Source organism: Paenibacillus sp. WC2504 (genome assembly GCF_052682475.1).
This window is the reverse complement of record NZ_JBQZFH010000001.1, coordinates 2578348-2601234: the sequence shown is the minus strand read 5'-3', so window position 1 is coordinate 2601234 and position 22887 is coordinate 2578348. Positions and strand designations below refer to the sequence as shown.

Below are 22887 nucleotides of genomic sequence, written 5' to 3'. Positions count from 1 at the left end.
GGCAAAACTATGCTGCACTTGGCCCTCCATCGCAAAAAAAAGAGCAGCTGCCATCGCAGATCTGCTCTTTCAACTCAATCTCTATGTTTGAATCGATTGTTGTAGGTTACACAGTTGCAGCATGGTTCTCACGAGCAATCTTCGTTGCTTCAACCATGTTGCGCAAGGAGGCGACTGTCTCTTCCAGTCCACGTGTTTTCAGACCACAATCCGGATTAATCCAGAACAACCTTGCATCCAATACGCGCAGTGCTCGTTCAATCATGCCTGTCATTTCTTCTACACTAGGAACACGAGGACTGTGAATATCGTATACCCCTAACCCGATGCCTAGCTTGTAAGTATTTAGTTCAAAACTATGAATCAACTCACCATGGCTGCGGGATGTCTCAATGGAAATTACATCAGCATCCATCGCTTCAATGGAGTCAATCATGTCATGGAACTCGCAATAGCACATATGGGTATGGATTTGTGTCGTTTCGTGTACCGTGCATGTGGTGATGCGGAAAGCTTTGACTGCCCATTCAAGGTAGCCGGCTTGCTCTTCTTCTTTCAGCGGCAGACCTTCGCGAACAGCGGGCTCATCGACCTGAATCATGCCGATGCCTGCTTGCTCAAGAGCTTCCACTTCTTGTCTAAGCGCATAAGCTAATTGATAAGCAATTTGCTCACGCGGAATATCGTCACGAACGAATGACCAGTTCATGATGGTAATCGGTCCTGTCAGCATCCCTTTTACAGGACGTGAAGTTTTGGACTGGGCATACTTTGTTTCTTCAACCGTCATTTCACCCTTGAACGCCACATCTCCGAAAATAACCGGCGGTTTCACGCAGCGTGAGCCATAGGACTGTACCCAACCGTTCTGTGTGAAGGCAAAACCAGCCAGCTTCTCACCAAAGAACTCGACCATGTCCGTACGCTCAAACTCGCCGTGTACGAGAACATCCAGACCGATCTCTTCTTGCAGGTCGATCCAAGTATCGATTTGATCGCGGATATACTGCGCATACTGCTCGTTATTCCACTCGCCCTTGCGCCACGATTGACGCGCTTTACGCACTTCTGCCGATTGTGGAAAGCTGCCGATTGTCGTTGTCGGGAAAATAGGCAGCTGCCATTTTGCCTGTTGAGCTTGATGGCGCTCGGCAAAAGGATGGGAACGCTCCGGTTGTTGATTGCTTAGCGCTGCAACGGCTTGCTGAATGTTGACGCGGTTGCGTTCCTCCGATTGCTGCAATGCTTGAATGGCTGCATCACTTTTAACTAGTTCATCTATAATGCCTTCGGCGTCTGAAGCTAATGCTTTCGTTAAAAGAACAAGCTCGCCGAGCTTCTCATCGGCAAATGCTAGAGCGTTTCTCAACTCTGTCGTGAGTTTCGTCTCGCGTTCTGTCGTTACCGGAACATGAAGTAAGCTGCAGGAGGATTGTACAATCAGACGATCAGCGGAAACGAATTCCGTTAGCTCATTAAGCAGCTCCATCTTCTCCCTAAGCGACGCTTTCCAGATACCACGTCCGTCAATGACACCTGCACCCAGCACCTTATCCGCCGGGAACCCAAGCGCTTTAATGGCTATTAGATTGCCATTGTAACCATGCACGAAATCAAGCCCAATTCCTTTGACCGGTAATTTGACAATCTCGTTATAGTGCTCTACCGATTCAAAATAGGTTTGCAACATGATGTTAAGGTTTGGAACTGCTGAAGCAATCGTCTCATAAATACTCGACAAACGCTGTAGGTCTTCTTGGCTTAATTTGGTTACAAGAATTGGCTCATCGATCTGTACCCATTGCACGCCCTCTTCGGCAAGCTCTTGAAGGATTTGGACATAAAGTGGAACTAAGCGCTCCAACCATGCATCCGTCTCCGATACGCTGTATCCTTTAGATAGCTTGAGGAAAGTCAATGGCCCAACAATAACCGGTTTTCCTTCGATACCAAGCTTCTCTTTCGCTTCTCTATAAGCTGTAAGAGGTTTGTTTTCGGTAAGTACTGGGGAAGCATCCGCCAATTCAGGGACGATATAGTGATAGTTCGTGTTAAACCACTTCGTCATTTCGCTTGCTGCCGCACCCTTCGTTCCCCGAGCTACGCCGTAATAAACCGATAACGGTACAGGGCCACCCTCATAAGAGAAGCGTTTCGGAATAATTCCGAACATAGCGGCTGTATCCAGGATATGATCGTAATAACTGAAATCATTAACCGGAATGAAATCGATGCCTTTCTCTTGTTGTTTACGCAAATGATTCAAACGTAATTCTTGCAGTCGAGCTTGAAATTCTGTTTCTTCCAATTTTCCTGCCCAGAACGCTTCCAAAGCTTTCTTCCATTCGCGATCTACACCGATACGCGGGTATCCCAATACACTGCTTTTCACCATCATTATAACCCCTCTTCAATTTGTTATATAAAAATTATCACAAATTCGCAGATATAAAGTAATTCGAATAACATATATCTAGCTATAGTTTTGGGCTATAATGATCACGTTCAGAAAGTGCTTGGAATTGCATGAAATTTACTTGGAAATTGCCTGCTTTAGCGCTTCAATATAAGCTGTGCCTAACTTTGTTAACATCGTATTTTTATGGGATATCCACCCCACATGGATGGTTTCCTCGCAATCCAAAGGAACAGGAATAATCTCATTACCGTTCAAATCTGCGTTCAAAACACCCGTTGAAATCGTATAACCATTTAATCCAATTAACAAATTAAAAAGCGTAGCGCGATCCGTTACTCGTATGCTTTTCTTATGAGAGATCGTACTCAGAATTTCCTCTGAAAAATGAAAAGAATTATACTCACCTTGATCAAATGAGAGGTAAGGATATTCCTGGAGCTGCTCGATGGTGACAATCGACTGATTGGCCAATGGATTTTTAATACTAATGAACACATGCGGTTTCGCTTTAAATAAACTGTTAAATTGCAAATTGGCGGATTTCAACATCTTGTTTATGACTTTTTCATTGAATTCATTCAAGTATAAAATACCGATTTCGCTTCGCAGCGTTTGGACGTCTTCGATAATTTCATGCGTTTTGGTTTCACGCAGCGCAAATTCATATTCATCTAATCCGAATTCCTGGATCAGACTGACAAAAGCATTTACCGCAAACGCATAGTGCTGCGTGGAGACTGAGAAATGCTGCGGTGAAGGCTTCGCATTCAGGTACCGGCTCTCCAATAATTCAGCCTGTTCGACGACTTGCCGCGCGTAACTTAGGAATTCAACCCCTTCTTTGGAAAGGGTTATTCCTTTATTGGATCTTTCAAATATGGAGATTTGTATTTCTTCCTCCAGATCCTTGATCGCATTCGATAGGCTGGGCTGCGTAATAAACAACCTTTTAGCCGCTTCATTGATCGATCTGCGGTTCGCTACCTCGATTACATATTTCAATTGCTGCAAAGTTGTCATCGCTATCCCCCTAGGAATCAATTAGACCGTATTTCAACTTTATTCGATCAAGCTTGGAAAGCATAGGTTTCGCAATAAAATACAAAAAAATCACCGTAGAAACGGCATGTATGAGATCAAAGGGGATTCCTTGCAGATAGGCTAACAGAAACATTTCTTTGGTTGGCTGTATAGGGGACATCAGCACGGAGGCCGGGTTCAGAAGACCGCCATAGATGAAAAAAGTAGTTAGCCCTCCAAAGATACATAAGGCTGCTTTATTTCTCCTTAAAATACCTTTCTTGAATAACACGCCGGCCAGAAAGCCGATGATGCCGAAAGCAAACATTTGCCATGGCGTCCACGGTCCTTGCCCGAAGAAAAAGTTGGAAACAAACCCGGTAACCACACCAACAAGAAAACCCGCTTCTGCGCCTAAACACACGCCGGCTATAATCACCATCGCAACAACCGGTTTAAACTGGGGAACCATAAAAAACGCGGCTCTTCCAGCTACCGCTATTGCACATAAGACCGCTATCACGATCAGTTCTCTCGCTTGGGGTTTCCTGGATTCAAACAGCATCACGAATGGCAGCATCGTTTCAAGGATAACGAGCAAGCTGATAAAATAGTACTTTCGATCATTCAAATAATAAATACCAAACCATATGGTTAAAGGTATGATCAGCAAAATTATAAAAGATGCGAGGATTGTTCGTTGGGATAACTTCCTTTTATCCATAGGTGTTTGATCTGTTGCATCACTTTTTGGGGTGTCTGTTTCCTTTTTTGTAAGCCGTGATTCAGGTATCTTTCGGATATTAGAATGCCTCTCCGGCACCGTTCCACCAAGAGCCTTAATCACTTCTTCCGTTGTGACTGCGCTCGGGAGCAGATGCCTGGACATGCGGCTTGCTGCCGTTGTATAGAAACTGTTGCCTGTAAAAAACTCCTGCGGTGTGCCTTCTGACACAATCTTGCCGTCAAAAAACATCGCACAGGTATCCGCATAGGAAGCACAGAATTCAACATCGTGACTTACCATAATGATGCTCGTACCTGCAAGCCTGAGGCTATGAAGAATATCGCCCAACTTCAGTTTAAAATGGTTGTCCAGCCCCTTCGTAGGCTCATCCAACAACAGGATTTCAGGCTCAAGCAGCAAGATTTTCGCAAGCGCAGCTCTCTGTTGTTCACCTCCGGACAAGTCATACGGATGGCTTTGTAATAGGCCGCCAAGCTCACATAGTTCAGTTACTTGCTCTATTTTTTCTTGCACAACCTCTTTGTTGACATTTCTTCCGATAAACATTTCACGGAGATCCGCTTCCACGGTTTTACTTACAAAAAGGGTTTGCGGATTCTGGGGAAGCACACCGAGCAAACCGCCGTATTTCTCATGATCGAACAGATCCTGAATTTTTTTGCCACCTAGTTTAACCTCTCCCCGATATGGCTTTTTTAAGCCTGCTATCAGAGATAAAGCGGTAGTCTTGCCAGCGCCGTTCCCTCCTAAAATGGCATATATTTCACCTGAGTGGACGGAAATTGACAAGCCTTTTACTATATCAGGGGCTGTTTTTTCATACCTAAACCACGTTTCTTTTAGCTCAACGGCAACTTTCCCCGTTTTATTCGTTTGCTTCTTTTCCGGCGTAATTGTAATGGAATGCGAAGTCTGAGCCAGGTCATCCAGCCATTTCCGGCCTTCCCGAACCGTAATGGGGCACTCCAAATCATTAGGGATGTGAGAATAAATTCTCATTGGCGCAGGCATGGCGAAAAACATCGCATCCTTCGTTTCTTTAAGCACTTTGCCCACATTTCGGGGCGTATCAACGGTAATGACTTTGCCGTTATCCAAAATAACTACCTTGTCAGAAACCGGCAGAAGTTCTTCCAAGCGATGCTCGGAAATGATGATTGTTGTTCCTAATTCTCGATTGACCTTCACAAGTGTATTCAGAAAATCTGAAGCAGCGATAGGATCAAGTTGACTCGTTGGTTCATCCAAAATTAAAACCGAAGGCTGCATGACCATTACCGAAGCCAAATTTAAAAGTTGCTTTTGGCCACCCGAGAGCTCTGTGACGGACTTATGGAACCAGGTCTGCATCCCGAAAAAGTTAGCGATCTCAGCAACCTTTAGCCTGATGGCAGGCGTACGATATCCTAGGCTTTCCAGCCCGAAGGCCAGCTCATGCCAAACTTTATCGGTCACAATCTGATTGTCCGGCGACTGGAATACGAAGCCGATCCGGGAGGACTGTGTTCTTGTATCGACCGTACCAAGATCGGCACCTTCAAAGCGGACCATGCCGCTCCTTTGGCCATGAGGCGTTAGCACGGTTTTAAAATGGCGCAGTAGTGTCGACTTACCACACCCTGACTTTCCGCATAAGGTAATGAATTCGCCTTGTTGTATTTTTAAAGAGATGTTGTCGAGTGCTAGTTTATCGTTATCTGGATAAGAAAATGTTAAATTTTCGATTGCAAAAGCTTCCACTTCCTATCCTCCCATACATTCATAATTAAAGGAATTGCACACATGACAGCATAAGCACCTAATGCACTAATCGTAAAAGCCGAAAGCCCATGCCCTTTCATCGACGGATAATATCTGAAATACATCGCTCCGCATAACGAGCTGATCAAGACATAACCTCCTACTATCGTTAAAGCACCAAGCGCCCATTGATCACGTCGGTCAAACGTGTAGTTGGAATACGCCGTTCTTCCCTTCAGCCCGTATCCGCGGCTCCTCATGGAATCCGACGTTTCAATGGCATTCTCCAACACCCAGGTTATCATAATGGACATGATTCGAATGCCATGTCTGATCCGTGTCATCACGCCGCCATTCGAGATGTCTCTGCCCACACATTTTTGTGAATCCGATACCCTTTGGAATTGGGCCTTGAATGTTGGAACAAAGCGCAGCACCATCGAAAAAATGAGTGACATTGCCGGGATCAGTTTGCCAAACAAATAAATGAACTTATCGGAGGTCATGACCGCATTGTAACAAGAAAACCAACATATGACCGTTATCAGCATCGCAGCCGAAGCCACGCCAAACGTAATGGATTCTAAAGTGAGCGGATTCCCATTGTCCAAATACATTAGAATGGTTACTCCTTCGTGATTAAACGCAGGGTTGACAAGAGCGGTTATTATCAGCATTGGCAGCATAACCAGAAAATTAAATCGAATCGCCCTTTTCCCGTTCAAGTAGATTGAGTAAGCGAATGAAAAAAACAAAGAAATGATCAGGCATGCCGGATGCAAGAAAAACATCGAACACGCAATGACCATAACAAAATAAAGAAAATTAACAAGAGGATGATAGCTTGAGAACGCATCTTTCATTGTTTTGTTGCTCCCATAGCATTATAGGTGTCCCCAACGTCACGTCCTAAGTCACACGTATAGACCCATTCAATGACGTCGCCTTCTTTCAACTGATACCGACTGCTTCCGTAATTGGGAAACCAGCCGTTCACTTTGAACATCCAACCCGAGAGCTCTCCGACGTCAAATTCGTAGAGATTGTTGATTCCTTCGATATAAGCGGAATTGTAAATGGGGGTATTTACAAACTCCATATGAATTTTATGCTTTTTCAATTCCCTTTGCAGAACGTTAAACACAGATTCGCCTTCGTAGAAAGTTACCTTTGTGGCTGGAAGGATGACTCCATCCTTTGGCACCAGCTCCACCTTTTCCTTATCCAACAGCTTCATGTTATCTAAAATGGTCAAACAAGTAACGGATAGGGTAGCCGTCATGGCCTTATCAGAAATTTTGATGTTCTGAGGTTCAACAGGCAGCGGCTTCCCAGACGGGACTGGCTCCGTTAAGTATTTATCTTTACCTGTCTTGGGATCAATTTCTTGATTGGCAGCAGGTTGACTGGCAATAGGTTGGCTGGCAGCAGGTTGATTGACAACAGGAGTAGGTGTTTCCTTTGAAGAGTCTTTATCAGATTCTTTAGCGGTTACTGCCTTCGTTGGTTCCGGCGTCTGCGTAGGTGCTGCTTCTGTCGGCTTAACTGTACTAATAGGCTGATCCGTTGATGACTGCGCTGCTGAGGGTGCAGCTTTAGAAGAGTCAGGCTGCTGGGCAGCTTGACTCTTCACTTCAACTTGCTGCCCAGCCGCTTCCGTCATTGGTGCAGGCAATTTCGCTGGGGTATTCGGTTGCGGTCCCATAAACAGGTAACTGGTTACGAGCGCAACCACGATAACGATAGCCGAAACTAATTTCGTTTTCGTTATTTTCATAGGATCACCTGTTTCACAAAAGTTTAGATGCCATTAATAGATGATATAACATATCTGACACTTCACTGCGCGTTACTGCCGCTTCAGGTTGTATCTCTATCATTTCTTGGGACAAAATATGTTCACGATAAGAAAACGCTAGACTTGCTCTTGCCCATTCTGCCGTTTTCGTATAATCCGTAAACTGAGCAAGCATATCTCGGATTTCGATGTCCTGTACATTCGTATCCAGGCCGCAAAGTTTGGCCGCACGAGCAACCATCACAGCAGCTTCCTGCCGGGTAATTGTTTGTTCTGGTGTAAATGTATCCTCTGAAGTTCCTTGGATTAGGTTATAGGTGTAAGCCGTGCCTACATAGGGTGCATACCAGCTATCTGCAGGAACATCTTTAAAAACTGACGCTGCCTTAGGTGTCAAGCCTAGACTTCTCGTTACAATGGCAGCAAATTCAGCCCTTGTCATCGTTTGATCCGGTGCAAATTGGGTGTCCGTTATGCCGTTAAGCATATTTCTGGCAGCCATCGCTTCTATGGATTTCTGATTGACATGCCCTTGAATATCCGTAAAAGTTTTACCTGCATTAGTGATGACGCTCGGCTTAACATCTTTATTTTTATTCGGCAATCCTCCGTTTTCCGGAGATTTGGTTTCGTTGCCAGCATCCGTCTGGGAGCCCTTTTTGACATCTGTCATGTCGTAAAGACTAGTTTTCCCTGCATCTACTCTTTGTACGTTGACCAACGTATAAAATGCCTGCTCCGTGGACATCAGATTTTCGCCGCTGCCGTCAGTTGTATGCAGAAATCCCCGTCCTTCTCGATAATAACTTAACAGGTTGTCGATAAGATTGTGACCATTTTTAGTAAATCTGCGATCATCTGGGCGGATGCCAAGCTCACATAAAGCCATGAGAACTTGCGCCGCGCTTTCCAAATTCTCGGTTTCCCAGGTAGCGTAACCCCCCGAGTTGTTCTGCATGTTGGATAGGGCTTCAACGGCCTTATCCGTTGCTGCTTTTACCTTTTCCTTACTTTGATATTTGGCGAGAGCTTGCAATGCCATACCCGTCACATCAGGGTCAGCTGTGGTACCGGACAAAGCAAATCCCCCGTCCGTCAACTGTCTTGCCAAGATTTCGTCGATATACATGTCTCTAGTCGCTTGAGTCTTCGCGTTTTTGCTCACAGGTATCTCATATTCCCCTGAATCTAAGGCAATAAGAGCGAAAATCGGACCGTTAATGCCCTGCCAATTCGTTTTGTCGAAATCCCCTAAAGGCTCTAACAGGTTATAGCCTGCTACATTGGAGGGATCTTTGCCAATAGCGGTTAAAGCTAAAATCACTCTCGAATACTCTGTGTATTTCTTGTCATGCAAAACGCCGCCAAGCTCCTTGACATACTTTTCTACCACTTTGTAATAATCGTCATAATAATGCTGCGGGACTGAATATCCAGAGCGAGCCAGCCCTATAACTGCCCATTCTCCACCTATGGATCCTACATGCGGCTCTGAAACGGTCTTCGTCAGATAGGATGCTGTGTTAGTAACTACCTGAGAAATCTCTGCTTGATCCGCTGCAAAAGCTTGAATCGAACTACTTAAATAAAGACAAAGAATAAGAAGTAGAATCGAAAGCTTCTTCATCATTCTCAATGTTCTCCCCCCAATATTTCAAATCAAATATTGGAGAAGGAGCAGAAATTGTTCTGCTCCTTCTCCATGCATGCTGCAAGCTATCGTTCTGTACTATCTTTTTTTATAAGCTCTCATAGCCACAACAATGGCCATTTCTCTTGTAACTTCATCACCAGGCTGGAAGCGATTATTCCAACCCGTCATTAGCTCATTAGCCATAATGGTCTGAACACTGGATTTAGCCCAATCGGATACTTGCTCCATGTCTTCAATACCAGAATTCTGATCTGCTTTTGGAAGAGCTAGCGCATTGGCGATAATAACTGCCATCTGTTCACGTGTAAGCTTCTCATTTGGATAAAAATGCTCGGTGTCGTACCCAGAGATTATGCCAGCTTGATAAGCCGTATTCACGTAAGGGTAGAACCAGTCATTCTGAGACACATCTTGGAATTGAATCGCATTCTCTTTCTTGATTTCTAGACCCAGCACATTGACCAGGATTTTGGTGAATTCTGATCTTGTAATGGCAGCTTGTGGAGAGAATTTACCTTCGTTGCCTTCGATAAACTTTTTCTGAGTGGCTTCTTTAATTGCGTCGATGGCCCAAGTTGAGATAGAACTTGAATCTGTATAAAGGTTCTTCAGATCAAATACCGGTGTCGTTTCAGTATCCTTGGCACCTACTGTGTAGGACAGGAAGCTTGTGAAATGATTCGTTCTAATAATCAAATCTTGATCTTTCACGTACGCGTAAGTAATCTTCTCTTTGCCTTTTGTTGCTTCCATGCCTTGAGTGTCCGACTCATAGATCTCGATTGGCGTAAACTTCGTTTCTTCAATGTACCCGGCAAGTTGTCCTTTACCATTTTTGATGATGAACGTAAGCGGCCTATCGAACAGGACGGATTGATCCGCTTTACCCATAGCAAACGCATGGTTTATTTTCGTTAACTTTGTGCTACCGTTATTTAGGCTATTGTTTACAAGATTCAGAACACTTGTATCATCCGTATTAATGGATGTGAGCAGCTCGACATTGTGATCTCCTGATTTGAGTACTGTGCCTTTATCGATTGAAAGAGTAATATCGCCTTTAATCGCAGTAATTGCCGGAATGCTGTCCTTTACTTCCCCAAGATTAAGAAGCACTCTCGATTTTACATCAGGAATTTTGATTGTGATGAGATCTTTACCTTTTAAATCAGCAGAGATGTTAACCGTGTAATCTTGTTTAAGATCTGCTGGAATATCAAAGACTGTTTTATTGCCGACTGTCGTTGATGACGCTGGAGTTACAGGTACAGGAGGCTTTGGCCATTGGCTATTGTCTTGCCCCAAATCTGCCCCAAGATTCGTTGTATATCGCCACTGGACGGTGTCGCCATCTTGCAGTGTACTTTCACTTGCACCGACATTTGGATATGTCCCATTCACGTTATACATCCATCCGCTTCCAGAACCATGGTCAAACTCACCATCGCCGCTAATAGATTGAACATATATACTGCCGTAATCTTCATTCCATATAGCGCTGTAGTTGATTCCGCGTGTTTCGAGAACTCTTTTTAATACGCTCCAAGCCGTATCACCAGTCTTCAGTTCTACACTAGTTTCAGAAACCACATAGCCTTTATTAATTGTCAGTTTATCTACTGAAAGCGTTACATGCTTTGTTGCTGGCGGAGTAGTGCCCCCACCGCCATTCCCTGGACCAGTAGTAACATCGCTCGTAGTATACGCAACAAAGTCTGTAAAATGCTTCGTTTTAATGATAAGGTCACTACCACTATCGTATGCATACTCGTTTTTACCGCTAGCCAATCCCTCAGCGTCACTCGAGAACCTCTGGATTGATTTCGTTGATCCATTCTGAATATAGGCAGCTTCTTTCCCTTTCATACCCGCTATAACCAGTGTTACAAATTGATCAAATTCTATGCGATCATTGCCCCCGAGGGTAATCGCATGATACACCGTATCGAGCTTCTTCCCGCTAGAAATTACCGCATTCAAAGCATTTTTCAATGTAGCATCCGATGTATCATTGGTAGTAATCAGTTCCAATGCGGATGATTGACCGGTGGTAATCTGCGCACCTGCTGGAATAACAACAGATAGATCACCTTTGACTGCCTCAATTCTTGGCAAACTTGTTCCTGTTGGCAAATCCAATCGGACTTTTGAATGACTATCTTTTGGAATTTCCACCGTAACTAATTTATTTGCATCTGCACTCGTTATGGGAATGAGATAGTTCTGATTATCAGATGGAATAACTACTTTAGGCTGATCACCACTTGGTAGGGGCACTTGAATAGGTGCCGGATCCTCCAACCCAGGCAGGGATTTGGTGAAGTCATACAACCGTTCTCCATGGCCTTCTTTGAAAATCTTATAGGCAGCTAACGCTTGAAGTGCTTGTTCCGTAGCCATTGCATTCGATCGAAGTTGCATTGCATGCGAGAAGCTGCCATCTGGCAAACGGAATTTGAATAATTTATCAAGTAAATTGACGCCATTTTTTGCATACTTCGCACTTGCTGGATCTATATTATTCGAGGTTAGTGCAATAATGGCTTGAGAGACACTTTCGCTGCTATCCACTCCATATGAAAGATAGCCCCCATTGGATTGTTGGTTCAGTGACAACCAATTAGCTGCTTTTGTAAGGGTGTCTGCCTGAACTAAAGCTTGGTTGTTCGCATACGGAGCTAAAGCAGTAAAGGTCATCGCAGTAATATCAGGATCACTTTTACCAGTGCCTAAAACAAAGCCTCCGTCTTGATTCTGTCTAGAAATAATTTGATTGATGATTTTTTGCCTTGTCCAATCGGCATTCTCCGGTACAGAATAATTTTTGGAATCGAGTGCCAGTAGAGCAAAGACTAAACCATTGATGCCTTGCGATGTCATATTGCTGTGACTGTACAATTTCTCAATCAGGTTATAACCTTCAACTTGGGAAGCGTCACCGCCAGTAACCGTTATACCAAGGATCGTCCGTTCAAGATCAGTAACTAATTTAAAGTCACCTTTGGAACTTGAAACACTATCGGCTAGTTTTTGATAATACGCTATAGAAAGCTTAGAACCCGTGCGAGCTAAACCGATCGCGCTCCAGTCTGAGCTTACCCCACTTGGTTTGGAGAGAAAATAATTAGAAGCAGCGTTAATTGCCGCTTGAATATCACCTGCTGAAGGCTGACCGCCGGATGGGTCATTTGGATCCACCGGAACTGTTGCTGTGACTAAGTTTTGAAAGGCTGCATTTATTTTTGCTAATGCACTATCAACATGATATTGAATAGCATCGATATTTGCGGAAACTGCTTTTGCAAGCGTTAAGCTATTTTGCAGTACAAGCCAGCTTGCATCGGTATAGTTGCTCTTTTGCAAAGCATCAAGCTCAGTTATTTTTGCATTCAGTGCCGTTTTATTAGCTGTTGTTGTTATATCTTGTTCATAATCATCAGTGTAAACAAGTGAAATGATGTCACCGCTATTTAATTTGTAATCCGCGATGCCAACAAGGGCAAATTGGCCATTGACCAAGTACATCCAGCCACTTTTGGTACCACCATCACCTGTGTCCAAATCGCCTATTTTTGTGATGTAATTCCCGCTTGCATTAACAACGGAGATCTGTTTTTCAGCTAATACTTTTTGAACGGCAAATGCAGCTGTTGAGCCTTCCTCAACAATAGTGTCTGTTTTAGCTAAGTTAACGATTTTTCCAGCTGTTGCGCTGAAACCATTTACGATGATAGAAACCGTAATATTACCCGGCGTTGTTGGCGGATATTCATCCAAGTAATTATCCGTATAGCGAAGCACGATATCGGCGTTATGGTCTAGTACGTAGCTGGCAATTCCAACATCCGGATCTACGCCATTAACGGAGTACAACCAACCGCTGTTTGGCCCCCCATCAAATGCAGCCAAATCTCCAACCTTTGAGATATAGGCACCATTTTCATTGACAAAGGAAATACCTGCTTCATTTAAAACCTTCTCAATCACATAAGCTGCCGTATGACCTGGTTCAATATTTATAGTTGTTTTCGGCAAAGTGACACTTTTACCAGCAGCAGCACTAATGCCATTCAAAGTAAATGAAACAGCAATCGTCTGTGGATCCACCGGACCTGTTGTTGTGACTAAGTTTTGAAAGGCTTCACTTATTTTTGCTAATGCACTATCTGCATGATATTGAATAGCATTACTGTTTGCAGATACTGCTTTCGCGAGAGTTAAGCTGTTTTGTAATACAAGCCAGCTCGCATCAGTATAATTGCCCTGCTGCAATGCATCAAGTTCAGCAATTTTTGCAATCAGTGCCGTTTTATTGGCTGTTGTTGTTATATCTTGCTCATAGTCATCTGTGTAAACAAGTGAGATAACGTCACTGCTTTTTAATTTGTAATCCGCGATGCCAACATCGGCAAATTGCCCGTTGACCAAATACATCCAACCACTCTTGGTACCACCATCACCTGTAGCCAAATCGCCTATTTTCGTGATGTAATTCCCAGTTGCATTAACAACGGAGATCTGATTTGCATCTAGTACTTTTTGAATCGCAGCTGCAGCTGTTGAGCCATTTTCAACAACAGTGTCTGTTTTAGCTAAGTTAACTATTTTTCCAGCTGCTGCGCTGAAACCATTTAAGATGACAGAAACCGAAATTGTAGGAGGAGCATTATTTTGCAGGCCTTGCACGGCTGCTAGCAAATTAGCTAACGTGACGTCAACCTGATCTTGGATTGCCGTACTGTCGGCAGCCACTTGTTTGGCTGCTGCCAAACTATTTTGCAGCGCTTGCCAACTCGTGTCTGAATAATTACCTTTTGTCATGCTCTCGACATCAGTAATCGAGGCATTCAACGCCGTTTTATTGGCCTCTTTTATAATACTCAAGTAGTAAATCTTAGGGGTATTTATGCCTTCTTGAGCAATAACTCTAACGATCTTAGCCTTATTTGCGCTCAATGTAATTTCTTTGTCAATTAATGTACCTGAAGTACCGCTTTTATTATTGACGAAAATTTGGCTTGCTGTGCCGTTAGCCGTAACCTTAATTTTATCTGCATTGATTCGGATATCCTCATAGACATAAACACCAGAAGTAACGGTAACTTGCTTCGTTACGTCAGCACCAACCCCTGACAATACGATGCTTGAAAGATCGTCAGTTTCATAAACCGCGTCATTGACGGATACCTTCTGCAGAGAAGTAACTTCGGCACCTATTTCACCCAGGGCACCACCGTCTATTTGAACTGCATTATAAACCTTAACAAAGCTAACATTCGTTAAATTAACAGGTTTGCCAGCACTGTCAACAGCCCAGCTAATATCGATAGGGTCACCTTTGACTGGCGTCGTTAGATAGGGATTAGCAGGAACATCATAGGGAGCACTGCCGTTCGCGTGCGTATCGGGATAACCGAAAGCATTTTTTCTAACATTTATTTTCACACCGGAATAAGTATACGATTGGCTGTTAAAATCCGATGGGGCATTGGGGTAATTTGCAGGTATCGGATAATATGCATGTTTATGATAAGCATTTGTTTTTACTTCCCCACTGCCTGCCTGATTATCAACCCATGGCACATTGACACCATTAGGGCTAGTAAAATCCGGCTCGGGATTCGTATAAGTAACTCTATAATCCCAAATTGTACTGTCTTCGTAATGCTCGGATCCGGCAATATAGAACCACGGGCCCGGATTACCTGTCCCATCGTCCTGTGCTACAGCCACACCGGCAGGTTCTTCGTTACCAGCGAAGGCATTTCCAAATACAGTGAAATCCACGCCGTACGGATTTTTGGGATTGTTCTGGATCGGCTCATCAAATTTGTAGACGACGCTTCCTCCAAAAGAACCGAGGGAGACTCCCGTAGAACCGGGCGTGTTCGTCCACTTCGAGTTAATATCGCCCGTTCCTCCCCAAGCAGTCTCGTTAACGAATTGCCCCGGTGCTGGCAACCATTCGCGGATTGAACTTGGGCCTGTTGTACTGGCAAGAGCTTGACTGCTCGGTCCTGCCAAAACCCCCAGCGAAGAAAATAAGAGTACAAAAGACATAAAAAGTGCAATAATCGGTTTTGAAGCATAACGATGACTCATTCTTGTCATTCCTCTTTCCTACCAAATTTGGACAACCGCGCAAAAAAGCCACCCTAAAAAACTAGGGTGGCTGTACATCCATCAGTACGCACAAATAACATGTGTCATAGTAAGAATTATGCCTTAGCATAATTTTTTGTTGCTAATTCCCACCCCCAAAGAATTAGTAACATACTATAAATAAAGGCAGGTCTCCTGGCTCATGCGTCATCGCTTCTCTTTCGCCTTCCCAATCTCGTGAACAAGTCAGTGGCATATGAAAGAGTTACTCGGCAATTACAGTGGTGGGACCGCGTCGGCTTTGACCGAACTTCCCTTTTAAGCAAGCATCCAAATCGTATGCTTGCACCCTCATTTAGCATATTATATTTTGTCATCGCTAATGTTATATCGTTTATTTCGTTTTGTCTACTTCATAATTTATTTCATAGCATTCAGGACAAGCCTTGAAACTATCTCTAATAAACCGATGATCCTTTATCCACTCAGAAACAATCATATAGACATTATCCTTCATATAAGGACTAAATGTGTGATCATTCATAATCTCAACTTGCTTCGGAATAGCATCTGCCAGCATGATACCATCCGTCTCAAATCCGCTCGGGAGCGCTCCAAGAATACGGACCGTGGAAATATAAATATTTTTCACAAATACTAGATGATCATTTTCAAAAATTAGATATTGCCCAATTCTCTCGATCGCATCGAGCTCTCCTCCAGCCTCTTCCTGCATCTCCCTTCGAACCGTTTGAAGAACGGACTCACTCTTCTCTCTCATTCCCCCAGGCAACTCCCACCCCCGGCTGTGATGTCGAACAAGAACCAATTGACCTTGATAAAATGCACAAATCAGGACACAATTAGCTTCTTCAATGAGACATTCCTTTGATAAAATAATCTTTTGATTCTGTAAAGCACCTGGAAATTCATACTTCACTATGCCACCAACTTTTTTTCTAATAATAAAAAAAGTATTTGATCCAAAGATCAAATACTTGGCCCAGATGTAAACTTAAATTTAGTAGCTCAACCCTGGATATAATGGGAATTGCGCTGTCAGATCACTGACCATTCCCCGTACTTGGTTATGCACAGCTTCGTCCGTAGGATTTTTCAAAGTTAACGCCACAATTTTGGCAATTGTTTTCATAGCTTCTTGATCCATGCCACGGGCGGTAACAGCTGGAGTTCCGATGCGAACTCCGCTTGTAACCATCGGTTTCGCAGGGTCGAAAGGAATCGCATTTTTATTCACCGTTACTCCTACTTCATCCAGTAAATGTTCCGCCTCTTTACCGGTGATACCCAGACTACGCAGGTCGATCAGCATCAGGTGGTTATCTGTACCTCCCGAAACAAGATTGACACCTTCTGCTAAAAGCTGTTCTGATAACGTTTTAGCGTTGAGAACAACATTTTGAGCGTACGTTTTAAAATCTTGTTGAAGCGCTTCGCCAAAAGCAACGGCTTTAGCGGCAATGATATGCATCAACGGTCCGCCTTGCGTTCCGGGAAATACTGCTTTATCAATCGCTGCAGCCCAAGGCTTGCGGCAAAGAATCATACCGCCGCGGGGTCCGCGAAGGGTTTTATGCGTAGTTGTAGTTACAAAATGAGCGTGCGGCACAGGACTAGGGTGCAACCCTGCGGCAACTAACCCGGCAATATGGGCCATGTCCACAAAGAACAGAGCTCCTACATCATGAGCTATCTCACCTAATGCTTCAAAATCAATAATGCGTGCATATGCGCTGGCACCAGCCACAATCATACGAGGCTTATGCTTGAATGCCAATTTGCGAACCTCGTTGTAATCAATAAGCCCGTCGCTTTCTCTAACACCATAAGGAATAAAGTTATACAAAATACCCGAGGCATTAACAGGACTTCCATGTGTTAAATGACCGCCATGCGCCAAGTTCATACCAAGAACGGTATCTCCCGGTTTCAGAGCAGCTAAATATACCGCCAAATTGGCTTGCGCGCCGGAGTGCGGCTGCACATTGGCATGCTCTGCGCCAAATAATTCTTTTGCACGATCACGCGCGATATCCTCAACGATATCGACATGCTCGCATCCGCCGTAGTAGCGTTTTCCTGGATAGCCCTCTGCGTATTTATTCGTTAGAACCGTTCCCATTGCTTGAAGAACAGCTTCGCTGACGAAGTTTTCAGAAGCAATCAATTCAATTTTGTCACGTTGACGGCCGATCTCCAGATTCATTGCCTCAACAATTTTAGGGTCTTGTTTACGTAATTGCTCCACAGTCAATTGCTCCTTAGCATCGTTTTGTTATTAAGAAGATACCATAGAGCTGTGGCTATAGAGTAACTGGATTTAGCTATACCTAGATATAGTTAATGGCTATATCAGCAAGAGATAGAGGAAATATTTCCCGTTAATTTGTGCAGTTTAGCGAATTGAAGGAAAGCGAATCACCCGTCCACACAACCGCTCAATCAATTCCCGCTCATGACTGATCACCAAAACGCCAGCACGCTGCCGTTCAGCCCATCGCAGCACCGTACGCCAGATTTGCGCTTGTGTAATAGCATCTAGCATGGTGGTCATCTCATCCGCTATTAAATAGCGTGTTTCCGGCCCTAGCGCTCTCGCTACACAAATCCGCTGCAGCTCCCCGCCGGACAACTCGTTCGGATAGCGATCTAACCATGGGTCTTCAATCGATAATTCCGAGCGCATAACAGGGTCCATCATACCTGACTCCTGAAGAGTTCTCCGCAGTTTCCACCTCGGATTAACCGCTTGCTCGGGATGCTGCAGCACTAATTGGACAGGGTTCCTTGACACCTTCCTATGTGGAACACCGTCCACACTTACATGCCCTTCCTGCAGTCCCACATGACCTGCAAGTAACTGCCCTAGCGTGGACTTCCCGCAACCACTTGGCCCGATGAGTCCTACGATCTCTCCGGCTTCTAATTGAATATCGAGGTCACGAAACACCCACGCCTCTTTCCCATAACGATACCCCAAAGATTTTCCCTCAATCACTGTGTATGCACCTAACCCTTCCGCTTCTTACAATGCGCGATTCAGGAGCTTGCCGTTCACATTCCGAAGTGGCCATAGAACAGCGTGGAGCAAAAACGCACCCTGCCGGCAAAGCATCCGGCAGCGGTTGAGCCCCGGGTAAAGGAATAAATCCGTTACCCGGGAGCGCTCTCCATAACGCTTGTGTATACGGATGCCGCAGCCTCTGCCCATCTCCTGTGAAATCGCTGCGGGGTGCAATTTCAACTACGGTCCCGGCATACAACACAGCAATGCGATCGGCTACCGTTAAAGCAGCTTCAATGTCATGTGTGATTAACATGACCGCACAACCTTCCTGAGCCAGCTGCTTGAATCGGCTTAAGGTCTCACTCATAGAAGGCGCATCCAAGCCTGGAGTAGGCTCATCCGCAATCAACAACTGAGCTCCGCTTACAGTAGCGGTTGAGACGAGAACTTTTCGCGCCATACCTCCGGAAAGTTGGAAGGGAAACAGCTTGGCGACAAAGTCCGATAACTTATACTTACTAAAAGCTTTCCGCTGAAGCTCGGCGGGATTTCCTCGCCGAACCGCTTGTCTCACTTGATCGCCGACGCGCATTAAGGGATCCAAATACTGTACAGACTGAGGAATAAGCGCGATTTCTTTCCCACGCAATCCCGCCTGCCTTCCAGCGGTCAGTTTCTCGCCTTTAAAGCGAATTGTCCCCGTAACTTGAGCATTGCCGGGAAGTATACCCAAGATGGCGTGAGCTAGCAGACTTTTGCCGGAACCGCTGGAGCCTACGACAGCTAGAATTTCTCCGGCATCAATCGAAAGCTCCAATTTATGAATGGCTTCCATTTTTTTAGGGCGAAAGTGTCGGTCCAACGTATTAAAGCTGATCGAAAGTTCACTGACTTCCAACATAAAACCGAATCCCTCTTTCCAAGCTTAAAATGTTTAATGCTCATGTGCACGTCTGGGGTCTACCCACGTCTTCAAATTCTCTCCCAACATGGCAAAAGCCCGAACCAACAGAAGCAAGCACAAACCAGGGAACAACGCCAGCCACCACATGCCGGAAGATAAATACCTCATAGATTCGGATAAAATAATGCCAATCGCCGGCTCATGCGGGGAAAGTCCCATCCCAATGAAGGTAACGGCAGCCTCATGCAAAATGGCATGCGGCACGATTAGAATAAGCCCGACCAAAAGCTGGGGCAGCAGATGCGGGACGATATGTCTTGTCGCAATCCACCAACTGGATTTTCCGAAATTACGCGATATGGAAACATACGGTGCCGAACGGATCTGCATCACCTCAGCACGTATGACCCTCGTTAAACTAGGCCAATGCGTTAGTGCGACACCGATGATAATGCCTTTGGCCCCCCCACCTACAACAAAAGCAATCAATAGCAGCGTTACAAGATGAGGGACGCTGAGAAACAAGTCCGTCAGCCAACTCACAAGTCGATTTACTGTTTTGCCCATAACGGCTGCCGCAAGCCCCATAATTCCCGCTATGATGACGCTTGAAGCTCCAGCAACAACACCGACCCCAAGGCTAAGCGCCAATCCTTTGATCGTGCGCGTTAACATATCTCTTCCTAACCAGTCCGTCCCAAAAGGATGCGCGACAGACGGCGCGAAATTACGCTGGGCCAAGCTGGTAGACAGGCCTGAGGAATCCATACCTACAGACATCGCGAAAATGGTAAGTAAAACAAGTACAGCAGCAACCGAAGTTAACGCAAGCTTGTGACGATCATTCAGCCATCTCATGTTTTACCGCCTTCTTTCATTCTGGGATCAATCAGGCGATAACACATATCAGCCATAACATTTCCTGAATATACGAACACAGCACTGAACAAAACAATGCCTAACAAAAGTGGAACGTCGCCTCGGAGCCCTGCTTCCACTGCTGCTTGCCCGAGTCCAGGATACGAAAATACTTGCTCAGCAAGAACGGCTCCACCAAACAGCTCACTGAATGAAGCAAATTGCAGCGTGATTGCGGGCAGGGCCACATTCCGAAGCCCATGTCTCCAAAAGATTTGAAAGCCCCGCTCCCCCCTTGCTCTTGCAAATATCCAATACTCTTTGTTTGTAATATCAATTAGTTTTTCTCGCGTATGCAGAGCGATTGCTGCAACTCCGGTTACACTGAGTGTCAATGCCGGAAGCAGCATATGACGGATACGATCAAGCAGGTTGACTTCTTCAGTAGTAACCCCCGCAGGAACTGCCAGACCGACAGGCAGCCATCCCAACCATACCGCAAAAACGAGCATAAACAGCAAGCCAATCCAAAAAGTAGGCGTCGAGGATAGCGTATAACAATACCAGCGAATCATTCGGTCGATCCATGTATTCCGATTCATAGCAGCTAGAACACCGGAAACAAATCCGATAATGCCGGATAGAACCCAAGCAATCCCCATCAAAGCAAGAGAGGCAGCAAATCGTTCGCCAATCACTTCGAGCACGGGCCTCCTATAAATCATTGACGTTCCTAAATCACCGCTTGCCACAGCGCACAGCCAGTTCCAATACCGCGTTACCGGCGGTTCATTCAGTCCCCAATACTGCATGATCAGTTCTCTCTGTTCAGCACTTACCTTCATCATATCGGCACCAACATAAGCCTGAACCGGATCAATGGGTGAGAAGTGAACGAGCAGAAACGAAACAGCGCTCACGGCAAGTAAAAGCAAGATTAACCCTAGTCCTTTTCGTAAAAGGAAGGGAGCCAGAATCCGGCTTACCTTTGCCAAGTTAGATGATTCACGCTTTATAACTTCCATTGCCATTCCTCGATGTTATCAGTTACCGGCCAGCCATGTCCGTGCGGATGGATTTTTTGCTTGCCGATATCAAGTCCTGTTCTCACCAAATACAAATGATCCAGATTAATCAACCATGCCCAAGGTGCATCGCCTAACGTGCTTAACCCGGTTTCACCATCCCACTGCGCTTTTTTCAAAAAGCCCCATGCTTCTTTTTCGTTCGTTGCTTTTAAAGCTTGACTCATATATCCTTCAACCTTCGCGTTGCTGTAGTACCCCGGGTTATAATAGTCCACTCCACCATATTTACTGCTGTAAACGTTATACATCTCCAAGGGATCTTGACTTCCCCATCCAAAAATAACAGGATTCGCGTGCATTTGCTTCTCGAGGTCATCCCAGCTTTTGCCTTCGGCTTTCACTTGAATGCCCAGAGGTTTTAGCATATCTGCCGATGCAATGGCGAGCGATTGTCGTGTGACATCACTAGAAGGATAAAGCAAATTGATCACTGCCTTCAGTGTTCCTTTTTCAACAATGCCGTCATGATCGGTATCCTTCCAACCGTTATCAGCGAGTATTTTCTTCGCTGCGTTCATATCGGCGTCAGCAAAAACGGCTTCAGGATTAAACCAAGGAAGGCCATCATTTAAGGTATAGGCGGGAGTGCCGTGACCTTCTAGAACGCCTTGAACCAACGCTTTTCTATCGAGCGCTAGATTAATTGCCTTACGAATCGCTACATCCGCTGTGACATCGTTGCCAATTGGGTAACCGTCTTTCGTCTTCTCTCCGGATTTTACATAAGGAAACATGATGCCTCGATTGTCCACGGTTGCTGCTGTTTGTAACTCCATACCGTTCACGGTTTGCTTGCTAAATGCCGCAGGAATCGCAGCCATATCCACTGTTCCCGCTTTGGCTGCTGCATAAGCGGCATCTTCCCCTAGGAAAAGGAAGGTGATTTTTTCGAAAAACGGCTTTTTCCCATAGTAGTCTTGGTTCAATTCAACAATCAGCTGCTGCCCTTTATCCCATTGGACCCATTTGTAAGGACCGGAGCCGATCGGTTTGTTGGCGTAATCCTTGCCGTGGACATGCTTGGGGACAATGCCGGTTGAAACAAGCATTTGGGTAAACGTCGATTGCGGTTCTTTCAGTGTGAACTTGACCGTTGCGTCGTCAGGAGCTTCTGCACGTTTGACATTGCTCAGATCAATGGCAGATCCGCTCGACGCAGCGGTTTGATAGGTATATACGACATCAGCTGACGTTAACGGTTGACCATCGCTGAACTTGACATCCTTGCGCAGCTTCACGGTCCAGATCAAGCCGTCTGGGCTAACCTCATAACCCGTGGCCAGATCATTTGTGATATTCAAATTGCTGTCCCGCTTAAGCAGGGTACTTTGGAAAAGTGGCGAACCGTATCGCCCCCACCCCGTTGTTGGATCAAACCCGGCTTCCGGCTCTCCGCCAATAGCTAGAACGAGCTGTTTTTTGCTTGCCTCTGCCGCCGGTTTTGGCTTCTCTACCATACAGCCGCTAATCCAATTCATGGTGACCATCAGAATCAAAAAAATGACTAGTCGATGTTTCATTTTCATTC

The 22887-nt window shown here is 45.1% G+C and carries 14 protein-coding genes and 1 riboswitch; all 14 genes read right to left on the bottom strand.

Annotated features, from left to right (window positions below):
* Positions 1-106: 106 nt before the first annotated feature.
* A complete protein-coding gene (gene metE / locus ACUN27_RS11360; protein WP_445560618.1) occupies positions 107-2395 on the bottom strand; it encodes a 5-methyltetrahydropteroyltriglutamate--homocysteine S-methyltransferase in 2289 nt (762 codons plus the stop codon).
* 138 nt (positions 2396-2533) lie between these two features.
* Positions 2534-3439 carry a LysR family transcriptional regulator gene (locus ACUN27_RS11355; protein ID WP_326062224.1) on the bottom strand — a complete coding sequence of 302 codons (906 nt, stop codon included), beginning with the start codon at positions 3437-3439 and terminating at the stop codon, positions 2534-2536.
* Between the two features lie 10 nt (positions 3440-3449).
* On the bottom strand, positions 3450-5927 hold the full coding sequence (locus ACUN27_RS11350) for an ECF transporter S component (RefSeq protein ID WP_445558923.1): 2478 nt from the start codon (positions 5925-5927) through the stop codon (positions 3450-3452).
* Positions 5900-6790, bottom strand: coding sequence for an energy-coupling factor transporter transmembrane component T (locus ACUN27_RS11345; protein WP_326062222.1), 891 nt, complete (start codon positions 6788-6790; stop codon positions 5900-5902). The genes ACUN27_RS11350 and ACUN27_RS11345 overlap by 28 nt, the downstream gene beginning before the upstream one ends.
* Complete coding sequence (locus ACUN27_RS11340; protein ID WP_445558922.1) at positions 6787-7704, bottom strand: DUF4430 domain-containing protein; 918 nt, start codon at positions 7702-7704, stop codon at positions 6787-6789. The genes ACUN27_RS11345 and ACUN27_RS11340 overlap by 4 nt, the downstream gene beginning before the upstream one ends.
* A gap of 13 nt (positions 7705-7717) precedes the next feature.
* The gene (locus tag ACUN27_RS11335) at positions 7718-9355 is read right to left on the bottom strand and encodes an S-layer homology domain-containing protein (protein ID WP_445558921.1); all 1638 of its coding nucleotides are present in this window, start codon (positions 9353-9355) and stop codon (positions 7718-7720) included.
* A 99-nt stretch (positions 9356-9454) separates the two neighbouring features.
* Positions 9455-15481: a DUF4430 domain-containing protein gene (locus tag ACUN27_RS11330; protein ID WP_445558920.1), complete on the bottom strand. Its 6027-nt coding sequence runs from the start codon at positions 15479-15481 to the stop codon at positions 9455-9457.
* Positions 15482-15649: 168 nt separating this feature from the next.
* Positions 15650-15849: riboswitch (cobalamin riboswitch) on the bottom strand.
* Between the two features lie 26 nt (positions 15850-15875).
* Positions 15876-16421 (bottom strand): NUDIX domain-containing protein, encoded by a 546-nt coding sequence (locus ACUN27_RS11325; protein WP_326062227.1) that lies wholly within the window; start codon positions 16419-16421, stop codon positions 15876-15878.
* An 81-nt stretch (positions 16422-16502) separates the two neighbouring features.
* Entirely contained in the window at positions 16503-17750 is a 1248-nt protein-coding gene (gene glyA, locus ACUN27_RS11320; protein ID WP_315955333.1) for a serine hydroxymethyltransferase, read from the bottom strand.
* 147 nt (positions 17751-17897) lie between these two features.
* The gene (locus tag ACUN27_RS11315) at positions 17898-18500 is read right to left on the bottom strand and encodes an ABC transporter ATP-binding protein (protein ID WP_445558919.1); all 603 of its coding nucleotides are present in this window, start codon (positions 18498-18500) and stop codon (positions 17898-17900) included.
* Positions 18493-19410 (bottom strand): ABC transporter ATP-binding protein, encoded by a 918-nt coding sequence (locus tag ACUN27_RS11310; RefSeq protein ID WP_445558918.1) that lies wholly within the window; start codon positions 19408-19410, stop codon positions 18493-18495. Before ACUN27_RS11310 ends, ACUN27_RS11315 begins: the two co-directional genes overlap by 8 nt.
* Before the next feature lie 33 nt (positions 19411-19443).
* A complete protein-coding gene (locus ACUN27_RS11305; protein WP_445558917.1) occupies positions 19444-20271 on the bottom strand; it encodes an ABC transporter permease in 828 nt (275 codons plus the stop codon).
* On the bottom strand, positions 20268-21296 hold the full coding sequence (locus ACUN27_RS11300) for an ABC transporter permease (RefSeq protein WP_445558916.1): 1029 nt from the start codon (positions 21294-21296) through the stop codon (positions 20268-20270). Before ACUN27_RS11300 ends, ACUN27_RS11305 begins: the two co-directional genes overlap by 4 nt.
* Positions 21284-22816: an ABC transporter substrate-binding protein gene (locus tag ACUN27_RS11295; RefSeq protein WP_445560617.1), complete on the bottom strand. Its 1533-nt coding sequence runs from the start codon at positions 22814-22816 to the stop codon at positions 21284-21286. The genes ACUN27_RS11300 and ACUN27_RS11295 overlap by 13 nt, the downstream gene beginning before the upstream one ends.
* Positions 22817-22887: the final 71 nt, after the last annotated feature.

What these genes read in the sequence shown, in the direction of transcription:
- metE (WP_445560618.1), bottom strand. Translation starts at nt 2,395, where the DNA reads ATGGTGAAAAGCAGTGTATTGGGATACCCGCGTATCGGTGTAGATCGC.
- ACUN27_RS11355 (WP_326062224.1), bottom strand. Translation starts at nt 3,439, where the DNA reads ATGACAACTTTGCAGCAATTGAAATATGTAATCGAGGTAGCGAACCGC.
- ACUN27_RS11345 (WP_326062222.1), bottom strand. Translation starts at nt 6,790, where the DNA reads ATGAAAGATGCGTTCTCAAGCTATCATCCTCTTGTTAATTTTCTTTAT.
- ACUN27_RS11340 (WP_445558922.1), bottom strand. Translation starts at nt 7,704, where the DNA reads ATGAAAATAACGAAAACGAAATTAGTTTCGGCTATCGTTATCGTGGTT.
- ACUN27_RS11335 (WP_445558921.1), bottom strand. Translation starts at nt 9,355, where the DNA reads ATGATGAAGAAGCTTTCGATTCTACTTCTTATTCTTTGTCTTTATTTA.
- ACUN27_RS11330 (WP_445558920.1), bottom strand. Translation starts at nt 15,481, where the DNA reads ATGAGTCATCGTTATGCTTCAAAACCGATTATTGCACTTTTTATGTCT.
- ACUN27_RS11310 (WP_445558918.1), bottom strand. Translation starts at nt 19,410, where the DNA reads ATGTTGGAAGTCAGTGAACTTTCGATCAGCTTTAATACGTTGGACCGA.
- ACUN27_RS11305 (WP_445558917.1), bottom strand. Translation starts at nt 20,271, where the DNA reads ATGAGATGGCTGAATGATCGTCACAAGCTTGCGTTAACTTCGGTTGCT.
- ACUN27_RS11300 (WP_445558916.1), bottom strand. Translation starts at nt 21,296, where the DNA reads ATGGAAGTTATAAAGCGTGAATCATCTAACTTGGCAAAGGTAAGCCGG.
- ACUN27_RS11295 (WP_445560617.1), bottom strand. Translation starts at nt 22,816, where the DNA reads ATGGTAGAGAAGCCAAAACCGGCGGCAGAGGCAAGCAAAAAACAGCTC.